Annotated in this window: 14 protein-coding genes; 12 read left to right on the top strand and 2 right to left on the bottom strand. The window is 52.1% G+C overall.

Translation table 11 applies throughout. The features are described from left to right. Nucleotides 1-122 precede the first annotated feature (122 nt). A complete protein-coding gene (locus tag FC814_RS07780) occupies nucleotides 123-617 on the top strand; it encodes a TIGR00645 family protein (protein ID WP_000439331.1) in 495 nt (164 codons plus the stop codon). A gap of 39 nt (nucleotides 618-656) precedes the next feature. Here the strand turns inward: FC814_RS07780 and gpr are convergent, their stop codons facing one another. Then, nucleotides 657-1,697: an L-glyceraldehyde 3-phosphate reductase gene (gene gpr / locus FC814_RS07775; protein ID WP_137325775.1), complete on the bottom strand. Its 1,041-nt coding sequence runs from the start codon at nucleotides 1,695-1,697 to the stop codon at nucleotides 657-659. Nucleotides 1,698-1,853: 156 nt separating this feature from the next. Here gpr and yghX point away from each other — a divergent pair, with 156 nt between their 5' ends. The 10 genes from yghX to hybG all read left to right on the top strand — a co-directional run bounded on the left by yghX (nucleotide 1,854) and on the right by hybG (nucleotide 9,999). After that, nucleotides 1,854-2,741 carry a YghX family hydrolase gene (gene yghX / locus FC814_RS07770; RefSeq protein WP_137325774.1) on the top strand — a complete coding sequence of 296 codons (888 nt, stop codon included), beginning with the start codon at nucleotides 1,854-1,856 and terminating at the stop codon, nucleotides 2,739-2,741. A gap of 120 nt (nucleotides 2,742-2,861) precedes the next feature. Further along, a complete protein-coding gene (yghW, locus tag FC814_RS07765) occupies nucleotides 2,862-3,149 on the top strand; it encodes a DUF2623 family protein YghW (RefSeq protein ID WP_001059138.1) in 288 nt (95 codons plus the stop codon). Nucleotides 3,150-3,337: 188 nt separating this feature from the next. Continuing rightward, nucleotides 3,338-4,456 carry a hydrogenase 2 small subunit gene (hybO, locus tag FC814_RS07760; RefSeq protein ID WP_000145410.1) on the top strand — a complete coding sequence of 373 codons (1,119 nt, stop codon included), beginning with the start codon at nucleotides 3,338-3,340 and terminating at the stop codon, nucleotides 4,454-4,456. A 2-nt stretch (nucleotides 4,457-4,458) separates the two neighbouring features. Continuing rightward, nucleotides 4,459-5,445, top strand: a complete 987-nt coding sequence (gene hybA / locus FC814_RS07755) for a hydrogenase 2 operon protein HybA (protein WP_085461189.1) — start codon at nucleotides 4,459-4,461, stop codon at nucleotides 5,443-5,445. Continuing rightward, the gene (gene hybB, locus FC814_RS07750; protein ID WP_000017694.1) at nucleotides 5,435-6,613 is read left to right on the top strand and encodes a Ni/Fe-hydrogenase cytochrome b subunit; all 1,179 of its coding nucleotides are present in this window, start codon (nucleotides 5,435-5,437) and stop codon (nucleotides 6,611-6,613) included. Before hybA ends, hybB begins: the two co-directional genes overlap by 11 nt. After that, nucleotides 6,610-8,313 carry a hydrogenase 2 large subunit gene (gene hybC / locus FC814_RS07745; protein ID WP_137325773.1) on the top strand — a complete coding sequence of 568 codons (1,704 nt, stop codon included), beginning with the start codon at nucleotides 6,610-6,612 and terminating at the stop codon, nucleotides 8,311-8,313. Before hybB ends, hybC begins: the two co-directional genes overlap by 4 nt. Beyond that, nucleotides 8,313-8,807: a HyaD/HybD family hydrogenase maturation endopeptidase gene (locus tag FC814_RS07740; RefSeq protein ID WP_001221938.1), complete on the top strand. Its 495-nt coding sequence runs from the start codon at nucleotides 8,313-8,315 to the stop codon at nucleotides 8,805-8,807. The genes hybC and FC814_RS07740 overlap by 1 nt, the downstream gene beginning before the upstream one ends. Beyond that, complete coding sequence (hybE, locus tag FC814_RS07735) at nucleotides 8,800-9,288, top strand: hydrogenase-2 assembly chaperone (protein ID WP_000134014.1); 489 nt, start codon at nucleotides 8,800-8,802, stop codon at nucleotides 9,286-9,288. Before FC814_RS07740 ends, hybE begins: the two co-directional genes overlap by 8 nt. Continuing rightward, nucleotides 9,281-9,622, top strand: a complete 342-nt coding sequence (gene hypA / locus FC814_RS07730) for a hydrogenase maturation nickel metallochaperone HypA (RefSeq protein ID WP_000544957.1) — start codon at nucleotides 9,281-9,283, stop codon at nucleotides 9,620-9,622. The genes hybE and hypA overlap by 8 nt, the downstream gene beginning before the upstream one ends. Before the next feature lie 128 nt (nucleotides 9,623-9,750). Then, nucleotides 9,751-9,999 carry a hydrogenase maturation factor HybG gene (gene hybG, locus FC814_RS07725; protein ID WP_000334896.1) on the top strand — a complete coding sequence of 83 codons (249 nt, stop codon included), beginning with the start codon at nucleotides 9,751-9,753 and terminating at the stop codon, nucleotides 9,997-9,999. A gap of 132 nt (nucleotides 10,000-10,131) precedes the next feature. Here the strand turns inward: hybG and yghU are convergent, their stop codons facing one another. Next, nucleotides 10,132-10,998 carry a glutathione-dependent disulfide-bond oxidoreductase gene (gene yghU / locus FC814_RS07720; protein WP_137325772.1) on the bottom strand — a complete coding sequence of 289 codons (867 nt, stop codon included), beginning with the start codon at nucleotides 10,996-10,998 and terminating at the stop codon, nucleotides 10,132-10,134. Between the two features lie 204 nt (nucleotides 10,999-11,202). On the opposite strand from yghU, the gene gss reads away from it, so the two are divergent. Beyond that, on the top strand, nucleotides 11,203-13,062 hold the full coding sequence (gene gss, locus FC814_RS07715) for a bifunctional glutathionylspermidine amidase/synthase (protein WP_010347796.1): 1,860 nt from the start codon (nucleotides 11,203-11,205) through the stop codon (nucleotides 13,060-13,062). The last annotated feature ends 195 nt before the right edge of the window (nucleotides 13,063-13,257 follow it).

The following is a 13,257-nucleotide window of genomic DNA, read 5'->3' as shown; positions in this document are numbered from 1 at the left end:
GGAAGATCCCTAAACCTCAGAATTATGCGACAAAGGTTTAACGTATATGTTGATTTGCTGTTGCGCGCTGTTTACTCAATTGCGATATACTGTTGCCCGTTTTAACTACACGACAGGAATGTATGGAACGTTTTCTTGAAAATGCAATGTATGCTTCTCGCTGGCTGCTTGCCCCCGTGTACTTTGGCCTTTCGCTGGCGTTAGTTGCCCTGGCGCTGAAGTTCTTCCAGGAGATTATTCACGTACTACCGAATATCTTCTCGATGGCGGAATCTGATTTGATCCTCGTGTTGCTGTCGCTGGTGGATATGACGCTGGTTGGCGGTTTGCTGGTGATGGTGATGTTTTCCGGTTATGAGAATTTCGTCTCGCAGCTTGATATCTCCGAGAACAAAGAGAAGCTGAACTGGCTGGGGAAAATGGACGCAACGTCGCTGAAAAACAAAGTAGCAGCGTCGATTGTGGCAATCTCTTCCATTCACTTACTGCGCGTCTTTATGGATGCGAAAAATGTCCCTGATAACAAACTGATGTGGTACGTCATTATCCATCTGACGTTTGTGCTCTCTGCATTTGTGATGGGCTATCTTGACCGACTGACTCGTCATAATCACTGATCTGATTCGGGCGCGGTTCTCGCGCCCGTTATTAACAGGTCATTTATCGGACGACGCCTGCCACAGATTCAGCTCGCCATCGGCGATATGCTGGTCAATCTGCACTAACTCCTCGGTGCTAAACGTCAGATTATTCAGCGCCTGCACGTTCTCCTCCAGTTGCTCCGCACGGCTGGCACCAATCAATACCGACGTCACTCGCTCATCTTTCAGCAACCAGCTTAACGCCATTTGCGCCATTGATTGTCCACGCTGCTGTGCCATTTCATTCAATAAGCGCAGGCTGTTGAGGTTGGCTTCGGTGAGCATTTTCGGCGTCAGACCACGAACTTTATGACCTTCGCGATGCATCCGTGAATCCTCCGGAATACCGTTGAGATATTTTCCGGTCAGCAATCCCTGAGCCAGAGGAGTAAAGGCAATGCAGCCCACGCCGTTATTTTGCAGGGTATCCAGCAGGCCGCTTTTATCTACCCAGCGGTTCAGTAAATTGTACGAAGGTTGATGAATTAACAGCGGAATTTTCCACTCGCGCAGCAACTCGACCATTTTTTGCGTCCGCTCTGGCGAGTAAGAGGAGATCCCGACATAAAGCGCCTTACCGCTTTGCACAGCATGAGCCAGCGCAGAGGCGGTTTCTTCCATCGGCGTATTTTCATCGACGCGATGAGAGTAAAAAATATCGACATATTCCAGACCCATACGCTTCAGGCTTTGGTCGAGGCTGGCGATCAGGTATTTACGTGAACCGCCAGAGCCGTAAGGGCCGGGCCACATATCGTAGCCAGCCTTGGTTGAGATAATCAGTTCATCGCGATAAGCGGCAAAATCCTCCCGCAGCAGGCGACCAAAGTTCTCTTCTGCGCTTCCTGGAGGCGGCCCGTAATTGTTGGCTAAATCAAAGTGCGTAATGCCTAAATCAAACGCTTTACGCAGGATCGCACGCTGTGATTCCAGCGCGTTAACGTGACCGAAATTGTGCCATAAACCGAGCGATAACGCGGGCAGGCGTAAACCGCTTTTTCCGCAATAGCGGTATTGCATCTGCCCGTAACGTTCGGGATTTGCTAACCAGACCATGACCTCTCCTTTCAACCGTTCAATTTCGAAACAATGTTTCTAGTTTAGCGATTCGCCAGCGTGTATCCCGTAGTGTGGCTCACAGAGTGACGAAAAACTGGGCAAAAATACGTGCTTATGCTTTGCTTAAAAAAACACCAGTTGAGGAGTGCAACGATGCCGCGTTTAACCGCCAAAGATTTCCCACAAGAGTTGCTGGATTACTACGACTATTACGCTCATGGGAAAATCTCGAAACGTGAGTTCCTCAACCTTGCGGCGAAGTATGCGGTGGGCGGGATGACGGCATTAGCGTTGTTTGATTTGCTCAAGCCAAATTATGCGCTGGCGACTCAGGTAGAGTTTACCGACCCGGAGATTGTTGCTGAGTACATCACATATCCTTCGCCAAATGGTCACGGCGAGGTACGGGGTTATCTGGTGAAGCCCGCAAAGATGAGCGGCAAAACGCCAGCCGTGGTGGTGGTGCATGAGAATCGTGGACTGAATCCGTATATCGAAGATGTGGCACGGCGAGTGGCGAAGGCGGGGTACGTCGCCCTGGCGCCAGACGGTTTAAGCTCCGTGGGTGGATATCCGGGGAACGATGATAAAGGTCGTGAGCTGCAACAGCAGGTCGATCCGACTAAGTTGATGAATGATTTCTTTGCCGCAATTGAGTTTATGCAACGCTATCAGCAAGCCACAGGCAAAGTGGGTATTACTGGATTTTGCTATGGCGGTGGTGTCTCAAACGCGGCTGCGGTGGCATATCCGGAACTGGCCTACGCGGTGCCGTTTTATGGTCGCCAGGCACCCACCGCTGATGTGGCGAAAATCGACGCACCTTTACTGCTTCACTACGCTGAACTGGACACCCGAATCAACGAAGGCTGGCCTGCTTATGAGGCGGCGTTGAAAGCGAATAATAAGGTCTATGAGGCGTATATTTATCCGGGGGTTAATCACGGATTCCATAATGATTCCACGCCCCGTTATGACAAATCTGCCGCCGATCTTGCCTGGCAAAGGACGCTGAAATGGTTCGACAAATATCTCTCCTGATGGGTTTATCTCTTTCTGGATAACATTCTTAACATGCTGAAAAAAATAGCGTGCGCAAAAGTCGTTCTTTGCCTAAAATATCGCTATATAGGTTCATATATAACGTTTAAGGGCAAAACGATGAATAACCATTTTGGTAAAGGCTTAATGGCGGGATTAAAAGCAACACATGCCGACAGTGCGGTTAATGTGACTAAATTCTGTGCTGATTATAAGCGTGGATTTGTATTAGGCTATTCGCACCGGATGTATAAAAAGACCGGTGACCGCCAGCTCAGCGCCTGGGAAGCGGGTATTCTGACGCGCCGTTATGGACTGGATAAAGAGATGGTAATGGATTTCTTTCGTGAGAATAATTCCTGTTCTACATTACGATTTTTTATGGCTGGTTATCGCCTCGAAAATTGATCAAACATACGTATTATCTTGCTTTAATTAATTACACTAATGCTTCTTCCCTTCGTTTTAGCGCCCCGCCGCAGTATCATGACAATGATAACCATAATAAATGTGTGGTAAATGGCGCATCGATCGCATTATTGATTTTGCGGTTGAGGCAAAATATATGCCAGGTCTTCGCAACGGAATAACTATAAATGACTGGAGATAACACCCTCATCCATTCTCACGGCATTAATCGTCGTGATTTCATGAAGCTTTGTGCAGCATTAGCCGCCACCATGGGGCTGAGTAGCAAAGCCGCCGCAGAGATGGCCGAATCGGTCACTAACCCGCAGCGCCCGCCGGTTATCTGGATTGGCGCGCAGGAATGCACCGGTTGTACGGAATCTCTGCTTCGTGCAACGCATCCAACGGTAGAAAACCTCGTGCTGGAGACCATCTCTCTGGAGTATCACGAAGTCCTTTCCGCCGCATTCGGCCATCAGGTTGAAGAGAACAAACATAACGCGCTTGAGAAGTATAAAGGGCAGTATGTGTTGGTTGTGGATGGTTCCATCCCATTAAAAGATAACGGTATTTACTGCATGGTTGCCGGTGAGCCGATTGTGGATCACATCCGCAAAGCGGCGGAAGGCGCAGCAGCCATTATTGCTATCGGTTCTTGCTCCGCGTGGGGCGGTGTCGCCGCAGCTGGGGTTAACCCCACCGGCGCGGTCAGCCTGCAAGAAGTTCTACCGGGCAAAACCGTTATCAACATTCCAGGCTGTCCGCCGAACCCGCACAACTTCCTTGCGACCGTTGCGCACATCATCACTTACGGCAAACCGCCGAAACTGGATGACAAAAATCGTCCGACCTTCGCCTATGGCCGTCTGATTCACGAACACTGCGAACGTCGCCCGCACTTCGATGCTGGTCGTTTTGCCAAAGAGTTCGGTGATGAAGGCCACCGCGAAGGCTGGTGCCTGTACCACCTTGGCTGTAAAGGCCCTGAAACTTACGGCAACTGCTCAACGCTGCAATTCTGCGACGTTGGCGGCGTGTGGCCGGTGGCGATTGGTCACCCGTGCTATGGCTGTAACGAAGAAGGTATCGGCTTCCATAAAGGCATCCATCAGCTTGCCAACGTCGAAAATCAGACGCCACGCTCACAAAAACCGGACGTGAATGCTAAAGAAGGCGGCAACGTCTCTGCGGGCGCTATCGGTTTGCTTGGCGGCGTGGTTGGGCTGGTTGCCGGTGTCAGCGTGATGGCGGTGCGTGAACTGGGTCGTCAGCAAAAGAAAGATAACGCTGACTCACGGGGAGAATAACCGTGAACAGACGTAATTTTATTAAAGCAGCCTCCTGCGGGGCATTGCTGACGGGCGCGTTGCCGTCGGTCAGCCATGCGGCTGCTGAAAACCGCCCGCCAATTCCGGGATCGCTGGGTATGTTGTATGACTCGACCTTGTGCGTAGGCTGCCAGGCTTGCGTCACCAAGTGTCAGGATATCAACTTCCCTGAACGTAACCCACAAGGGGAACAGACCTGGTCGAACAACGACAAACTGTCGCCATACACCAATAACATCATTCAGGTGTGGACCAGCGGCACGGGGGTCAACAAAGACCAGGAAGAGAACGGCTACGCGTACATTAAGAAACAGTGTATGCATTGCGTCGATCCGAACTGTGTCTCTGTGTGCCCGGTCTCCGCGCTGAAAAAAGATCCGAAAACCGGCATTGTCCATTACGACAAAGACGTGTGCACCGGCTGCCGTTACTGCATGGTTGCCTGCCCGTACAACGTGCCGAAGTACGACTACAACAACCCGTTTGGTGCGCTGCATAAGTGCGAGCTGTGCAACCAGAAAGGTGTGGAACGTCTCGATAAAGGCGGTCTGCCTGGCTGCGTAGAAGTGTGCCCGGCGGGCGCGGTGATTTTTGGTACTCGTGAAGAGCTGATGGCTGAGGCGAAAAAACGTCTGGCACTGAAGCCAGGCAGCGAATACCACTATCCGCGTCAGACGCTGAAATCTGGCGACACTTACCTGCACATGGTGCCGAAATATTATCCGCATCTGTACGGCGAGAAAGAGGGCGGCGGTACTCAGGTTCTGGTACTGACGGGTGTTCCTTATGAAAATCTCGACCTACCGAAGCTGGACGATCTTTCTACCGGTGCGCGTTCCGAAAATATTCAACACACCCTGTATAAAGGCATGATGCTACCACTGGCTGTGCTGGCGGGCTTAACCGTGCTGGTTCGTCGCAACACCAAAAACGACCATCACGACGGAGGAGACGATCATGAGTCATGATCCACAACCGCTGGGCGGCAAAATCATCAGTAAACCGGTCATGATTTTTGGACCGTTAATCGTCATCTGTATGCTCCTGATTGTGAAACGTCTGGTGTTCGGTCTGGGCTCTGTCTCCGACCTGAACGGCGGCTTCCCGTGGGGCGTGTGGATCGCGTTTGACCTGCTGATCGGCACCGGCTTTGCCTGTGGCGGCTGGGCGCTGGCGTGGGCGGTATACGTCTTTAACCGTGGGCAATACCATCCGCTGGTGCGTCCGGCGCTGTTGGCGAGTCTGTTTGGTTACTCACTGGGTGGCTTGTCGATCACTATCGACGTGGGTCGCTACTGGAACCTGCCGTACTTCTACATTCCGGGTCACTTCAACGTGAACTCGGTACTGTTCGAGACGGCGGTCTGTATGACTATCTACATCGGCGTGATGGCACTGGAGTTTGCTCCGGCACTGTTTGAACGTCTGGGCTGGAAGGTGTCGCTCAAACGTCTGAACAAGGTGATGTTCTTCATCATCGCGCTTGGTGCGCTGCTGCCGACCATGCACCAGTCTTCAATGGGGTCGCTGATGATCTCGGCGGGCTACAAGGTGCATCCGCTGTGGCAGAGCTATGAAATGTTGCCGCTGTTCTCGCTGCTGACGGCGTTCATCATGGGCTTCTCGATTGTCATCTTTGAAGGTTCGCTGGTGCAGGCGGGTCTGCGCGGCAATGGTCCGGATGAGAAGAGCCTGTTCGTCAAGCTGACCAACACCATCAGTGTGTTGCTGGCGATTTTCATCGTGCTGCGCTTTGGTGAGCTAATCTATCGTGACAAGCTGTCCTTAGCGTTTGCCGGTGACTTCTACTCCGTGATGTTCTGGATTGAAGTCCTGCTGATGCTCTTCCCGCTGGTCGTTCTGCGTGTGGCGAAGCTGCGCAATGATTCCCGTATGCTGTTCCTGTCAGCACTGAGCGCGCTGTTAGGTTGTGCAACCTGGCGTCTGACCTATTCGCTGGTGGCATTTAACCCAGGCGGCGGTTACGCCTACTTCCCGACCTGGGAAGAACTGTTGATTTCTATTGGTTTTGTGGCTATTGAGATTTGCGCTTACATCGTACTCATTCGTCTACTGCCGATACTTCCTCCTTTAAAACAAAACGATCATAATCGTCATGAGGCGAGCAAAGCATGAGCCAGAGAATTACTATTGATCCGGTAACCCGTATTGAAGGGCATTTACGCATCGATTGCGAAATCGAAAATGGCGTCGTTTCGAAAGCATGGGCTTCCGGAACCATGTGGCGCGGCATGGAAGAGATCGTGAAAAACCGCGATCCGCGCGATGCATGGATGATTGTGCAACGTATCTGTGGCGTATGTACTACCACTCACGCGCTGTCTTCCGTTCGTGCGGCAGAGAGTGCGCTGAATATCGACGTTCCGGTTAACGCGCAATACATCCGTAACATCATTCTGGCTGCGCACACCACGCATGACCATATCGTTCATTTCTATCAGCTTTCGGCGCTGGACTGGGTGGACATCACTTCTGCACTGCAAGCTGACCCAACCAAAGCCTCCGAAATGCTGAAAGGCGTTTCGACCTGGCATCTGAACAGTCCGGAAGAGTTCACCAAAGTTCAGAACAAGATCAAAGAGCTGGTTGCCAGCGGTCAGTTGGGTATTTTCGCCAACGGCTACTGGGGTCACCCGGCGATGAAACTGCCGCCGGAAGTGAACCTGATTGCGGTAGCTCACTACCTGCAGGCGCTGGAGTGCCAGCGTGACGCTAACCGCGTCGTGGCTCTGCTGGGCGGTAAAACGCCGCACATTCAGAACCTGGCGGTAGGTGGGGTCGCTAACCCAATCAACCTCGACGGTCTGGGCGTGCTGAACCTTGAGCGCCTGATGTACATCAAGTCTTTCATCGACAAGCTGAGCGACTTTGTTGAGCAGGTTTACAAGGTTGATACTGCAGTTATCGCCGCGTTCTACCCTGAATGGCTGGAACGCGGTAAAGGTGCAGTGAACTACCTGAGTGTGCCGGAATTCCCGACCGACAGCAAAAATGGCAGCTTCCTGTTCCCGGGCGGCTACATTGAGAATGCGGATCTGTCCTCGTATCGTCCGATCACTTCCCATTCCGATGAATACCTGATCAAAGGCATTCAGGAGAGCGCGAAGCACTCCTGGTATAAAGACGAAGCACCGCAGGCACCGTGGGAAGGCACAACCATTCCTGCTTATGATGGCTGGTCTGACGACGGTAAATACTCGTGGGTGAAATCACCGACTTTCTACGGCAAAACGGTAGAAGTGGGTCCGCTGGCGAACATGCTGGTGAAACTGGCGGCAGGACGCGAGTCTACCCAGAACAAACTGAATGAAATCGTTGCAATTTATCAGAAACTGACTGGCAACACGCTGGAAGTGGCGCAACTGCACTCCACGCTGGGGCGTATTATTGGTCGTACTGTTCACTGCTGCGAATTGCAGGATATCCTGCAAAATCAATACAGTACACTGATCACCAATATCGGCAAAGGCGACCACACCACGTTCGTGAAGCCGAACATTCCGGCAACGGGTGAGTTCAAAGGCGTTGGCTTCCTTGAAGCACCGCGCGGTATGCTCTCTCACTGGATGGTGATCAAAGACGGTATCATCAGCAACTATCAGGCAGTTGTTCCGTCAACCTGGAACTCTGGCCCGCGTAACTTCAATGATGACGTCGGCCCTTACGAACAGTCGCTGGTAGGCACGCCGGTTGCTGATCTGAATAAACCGCTGGAAGTGGTGCGTACCATTCACTCCTTCGACCCGTGCATGGCCTGCGCGGTACACGTAGTGGATGCCGACGGCAACGAAGTGGTTTCAGTGAAGGTTCTGTAATGCGTATTTTAGTCTTAGGGGTCGGCAATATTTTGCTGACCGATGAAGCCATCGGTGTGCGGATTGTCGAAGCGTTAGAGCAACGATACATTCTGCCGGATTATGTTGAAATCCTCGATGGCGGCACGGCGGGAATGGAGCTGCTTGGCGACATGGCAAATCGCGATCATCTGATCATTGCGGATGCCATTGTGTCGAAAAAGAACGCGCCGGGAACGATGATGATCCTGCGGGATGAAGAAGTTCCGGCGTTGTTTACTAACAAAATCTCTCCGCATCAGCTTGGCCTGGCCGACGTATTGTCGGCCCTGCGCTTCACCGGCGAGTTCCCGAAAAAGCTGACGCTGGTCGGCGTGATCCCGGAATCGCTGGAGCCGCACATCGGCTTGACGCCGACGGTAGAAGCGATGATTGAACCTGCGCTTGAGCAGGTTCTGGCTGCGTTGCGCGAATCAGGCGTGGAAGCTATCCCACGGGAGGCTGCTCATGACTGAAGAGATAGCAGGTTTCCAGACCTCCCCGAAGGCGCAAGTACAGGCAGCGTTTGAAGAAATTGCCCGGCGTTCGATGCACGATCTTTCTTTTCTGCATCCTTCAATGCCGGTGTATGTTTCCGACTTTACGCTGTTCGAAGGTCAGTGGACGGGGTGTGTGATCACCCCGTGGATGCTGAGTGCAGTTATCTTCCCCGGCCCGGATCAACTCTGGCCGCTGCGCAAAGTGAGTGAAAAAATCGGTCTGCAACTGCCGTATGGCACTATGACCTTTACCGTTGGTGAACTGGACGGTGTTTCGCAATACCTCTCCTGCTCGCTGATGTCGCCGCTTTCGCACAGCATGTCGATTGAAGAGGGTCAACGCCTGACGGATGACTGTGCGCGAATGATCCTTTCGCTGCCGGTCACCAATCCGGATGTACCACACGCAGGGCGTCGCGCCCTGCTGTTTGGTCGCAGGAGTGGCGAAAATGCATGAGTTGTCGCTTTGCCAGAGCGCCGTTGAGATTATCCAACGGCAGGCGGAGCAGCACGATGTTAAGCGCGTCACCGCCGTGTGGCTGGAAATTGGCGCGCTCTCCTGCGTTGAGGAGAGCGCCGTCCGTTTTAGTTTTGAAATTGTCTGCCAGGGAACGGTGGCGCAAGGGTGCGATTTACATATCGTCTATAAACCCGCCCAGGCCTGGTGTTGGGATTGCAGCCAGGTAGTGGAGATTCATCAGCACGATGCGCAGTGCCCGCTCTGTCATGGCGAGCGGTTGCGTGTCGATACCGGCGATTCGCTGATCGTCAAAAGTATTGAAGTTGAATAAGACTGCGGACAATGCCTGAAAAGCGCACGGACGGTTCCCTCGCCCCTCCGGGGAGAGGGGTAGGGTGAGGGGAAACACCCAAAGGTTTTTTTCGCGTTTGTCTGCAATCGAAATAACCGGAGTTAACAATGTGTATTGGCGTTCCAGGCCAGGTGCTGGCTGTCGGTGAAGATATTCACCAGCTTGCGCAGGTTGAAGTATGTGGTATCAAGCGCGACGTGAATATCGCGCTGATTTGCGAAGGTAACCCTGCCGATCTGCTGGGCCAGTGGGTACTGGTGCACGTCGGATTTGCCATGAGTATCATCGACGAAGACGAAGCCAAAGCCACATTAGACGCACTGCGCCAAATGGATTACGACATTACCAGCGCGTGAAAATTAGCTTTCGTAGGCCTGATAAGACGCGGCAGCGTCGCATCAGGCATTGTGCTCGATTGCCGGATGCGGCGTAAACGCCTTATCCGGTCTACATCGGCCTTTATGGCTTGCTGCGACGAACACCAACCCTTACCCCTGGCGCTTATCTTCCGTATTCGTCTCGAAATCACTGGCGTCATGGCGCTCATGCAACTGCTCGTTCAGCGGTCCGTTGGTGCGGTTAACAATACGCCCACGCTTCACCGCCGGACGTTCGCCCACTTCTTTCGCCCAGCGTTGCACGTGCTTATAACTGCCCGCATCAAGAAACTCTGCGGCATCATATACGCCGCCTAACACCACGTTGCCAAACCACGGCCAGATTGCCATATCAGCAATGGTGTACTCATCGCCCGCAACAAACTTATGCTGCGCCAGTTGCTTATCAAGCACGTCGAGCAGGCGCTTGGCTTCCATGGTAAAGCGGTTGATGGCGTACTCAATTTTCACCGGCGCGTAATGGTAAAAGTGACCAAAACCACCGCCGAGGAACGGCGCAGCGCCCTGTAACCAGAACAACCAGTTCAGTGTTTCCGTCCGTTTTGCCAAATCCTGCGGCAAGAAGTAGCCAAATTTCTCTGCCAGATAAAGCAGGATCGAACCAGACTCAAACACGCGGATTGGCAGATTATGCGTATGATCGCGCAGCGCGGGGATCTTCGAGTTCGGATTCACTTCCACAAAGCCGCTGGAGAATTGATCGCCATCGCCAATGCGAATCAGCCAGGCGTCGTACTCTGCACCAGTAACGCCCAGCGCCAGCAGCTCCTCAAGCATAATCGTTACTTTCTGACCGTTTGGCGTGCCCAGAGAATAGAGCTGTAACGGGTGCTTACCAACCGGCAGCGTTTTTTCATGCGTCGGGCCAGAAACCGGGCGATTGATATTGGCGAATGCGCCGCCAGCAGATTTATCCCACGTCCAGACTTTCGCGGGCTGATAAGTATTGTCTGTCATACTGAATTGCCTTCTGAGTGGTAGTGTTGAAGCAGTGTAGCAGTTCGATTGCTATACAGATTGTGAATTTTTTAACCCTTTGCGCCAGCCGCTGCGTTGAGGTGTATGATAAGTCAGACCTCTGTCCGGTTAATGTCGCTGAGCAGGTAATCAGAGCACAACAATTACGCCAACTGCTTAGGTTGTATTGTTAAAGGTAAAGTGATGAGCAAAGGAACGACCAGCCAGGATGCCCCGTTCGGGACATTATTGGGCTACGCCCCAGGTGGTGTAGCAATCTACTCTTCAGATTACAGTTCTCTCGATCCGCAGGAATATGAAGATGACGCCGTATTCCGTAGCTATATCGATGACGAATATATGGGCCACAAATGGCAATGCGTTGAATTTGCTCGCCGTTTTCTCTTTCTGAATTACGGTGTGGTCTTCACAGACGTGGGTATGGCGTGGGAGATTTTCTCGCTGCGCTTCCTGCGTGAAGTGGTTAACGACAACATCCTGCCGTTGCAGGCATTTCCTAACGGTTCGCCGCGTGCGCCAGTCGCGGGTGCGCTTCTTATCTGGGATAAAGGCGGAGAATTTAAAGACACCGGCCATGTCGCCATCATTACCCAATTGCATGGCAACAAAGTTCGCATTGCTGAACAAAACGTGATTCATTCCCCGTTGCCGCAAGGACAGCAGTGGACACGCGAACTGGAGATGGTGGTCGAAAACGGCTGCTATACCCTCAAAGACACGTTTGATGACACCACCATTCTGGGCTGGATGATCCAGACGGAAGATACTGAATACAGCTTACCGCAGCCGGAAATTGCAGGCGAGCTGCTGAAAATCAGCGGAGCGCGCCTGGAAAACAAAGGCCAGTTTGACGGTAAATGGCTGGATGAAAAAGATCCGCTGCAAAACGCCTATGTGCAGGCCAACGGTCAGGTGATCAATCAGGATCCATATCATTATTACACCATTACCGAGAGTGCCGAGCAGGAGTTGATTAAAGCTACCAACGAGCTGCACCTGATGTATCTTCACGCTACCGATAAGGTGCTGAAAGATGACAACCTGCTGGCATTGTTCGATATTCCAAAAATCCTCTGGCCGCGTTTGCGCCTCTCCTGGCAGCGTCGCCGGCACCATATGATCACTGGTCGCATGGATTTCTGTATGGATGAGCGTGGCCTGAAGGTCTACGAATACAATGCCGATTCCGCCTCTTGTCATACTGAAGCGGGCTTGATCCTCGAACGTTGGACGGAGCAAGGCTATAAAGGCAACGGCTTCAATCCGGCGGAAGGGCTGATTAACGAACTGGCAGGCGCATGGAAACACAGTCGTGCACGTCCATTTGTCCATATCATGCAGGACAAAGATATCGAGGAGAACTATCACGCGCAGTTTATGGAGCAGGCGCTGCAACAGGCGGGCTTTGAAACGCGTATCTTGCGCGGGCTGGATGAACTGGGCTGGGATGCTGCCGGGCAACTGATTGATGGGGAAGGGCGACTGGTTAACTGCGTATGGAAAACCTGGGCGTGGGAAACGGCGTTTGATCAGATTCGTGAAGTCAGCGACCGTGAGTTTGCTGCGGTGCCGATTCGTACCGGGCATCCGCAAAATGAAGTGCGTCTTATCGACGTATTGCTGCGCCCGGAAGTGCTGGTCTTTGAGCCGCTGTGGACGGTGATCCCCGGCAACAAAGCGATTCTGCCGATCCTCTGGTCGCTGTTCCCGCACCATCGCTATCTGCTGGATACTGATTTCACTGTTAATGATGAACTGGTGAAAACCGGTTATGCCGTGAAGCCGATTGCCGGTCGCTGTGGCAGCAATATTGACCTCGTCAGCCATCATGAAGAGGTGCTTGATCAGACCAGCGGTAAATTTGCCGAGCAGAAAAACATCTATCAACAGTTGTGGTGCTTGCCGAAAGTGGACGGTAAATACATCCAGGTATGTACCTTCACCGTTGGCGGCAACTATGGCGGGACTTGCTTGCGCGGCGATGAATCACTGGTCATCAAAAAAGAGAGTGATATTGAACCGTTAATTGTGGTGAAAGAGTAATACATGTTGTAGCAACCTCGTACTGATTATAAAGAGTAATCAGTACGGGGATTAATCAAAATATTTAATGTTTATATATTTTATTATTTATTCATTTCATGCATGAATATATGGACTGGCGAAATGTCTGTGTATTAATTATATCTAATAATTTTGAATGAATGCTTATTGTCTGATACACAAGAAATAACACTC

The organism is Escherichia sp. MR (assembly GCF_005280595.1).
Lineage (GTDB): Bacteria > Pseudomonadota > Gammaproteobacteria > Enterobacterales > Enterobacteriaceae > Escherichia > Escherichia ruysiae.
This window is presented reverse-complemented; position numbering and strand designations above follow the sequence as displayed.

Excerpts from the sequence above, each read along its gene's own strand:
- FC814_RS07780 (WP_000439331.1), top strand. The coding sequence starts at position 123 with ATGGAACGTTTTCTTGAAAATGCAATGTATGCTTCTCGCTGGCTGCTT.
- gpr (WP_137325775.1), bottom strand. The coding sequence starts at position 1,697 with ATGGTCTGGTTAGCAAATCCCGAACGTTACGGGCAGATGCAATACCGC.
- yghX (WP_137325774.1), top strand. The coding sequence starts at position 1,854 with ATGCCGCGTTTAACCGCCAAAGATTTCCCACAAGAGTTGCTGGATTAC.
- yghW (WP_001059138.1), top strand. The coding sequence starts at position 2,862 with ATGAATAACCATTTTGGTAAAGGCTTAATGGCGGGATTAAAAGCAACA.
- hybO (WP_000145410.1), top strand. The coding sequence starts at position 3,338 with ATGACTGGAGATAACACCCTCATCCATTCTCACGGCATTAATCGTCGT.
- hybB (WP_000017694.1), top strand. The coding sequence starts at position 5,435 with ATGAGTCATGATCCACAACCGCTGGGCGGCAAAATCATCAGTAAACCG.
- hybC (WP_137325773.1), top strand. The coding sequence starts at position 6,610 with ATGAGCCAGAGAATTACTATTGATCCGGTAACCCGTATTGAAGGGCAT.
- FC814_RS07740 (WP_001221938.1), top strand. The coding sequence starts at position 8,313 with ATGCGTATTTTAGTCTTAGGGGTCGGCAATATTTTGCTGACCGATGAA.
- hybE (WP_000134014.1), top strand. The coding sequence starts at position 8,800 with ATGACTGAAGAGATAGCAGGTTTCCAGACCTCCCCGAAGGCGCAAGTA.
- hypA (WP_000544957.1), top strand. The coding sequence starts at position 9,281 with ATGCATGAGTTGTCGCTTTGCCAGAGCGCCGTTGAGATTATCCAACGG.
- hybG (WP_000334896.1), top strand. The coding sequence starts at position 9,751 with ATGTGTATTGGCGTTCCAGGCCAGGTGCTGGCTGTCGGTGAAGATATT.
- yghU (WP_137325772.1), bottom strand. The coding sequence starts at position 10,998 with ATGACAGACAATACTTATCAGCCCGCGAAAGTCTGGACGTGGGATAAA.
- gss (WP_010347796.1), top strand. The coding sequence starts at position 11,203 with ATGAGCAAAGGAACGACCAGCCAGGATGCCCCGTTCGGGACATTATTG.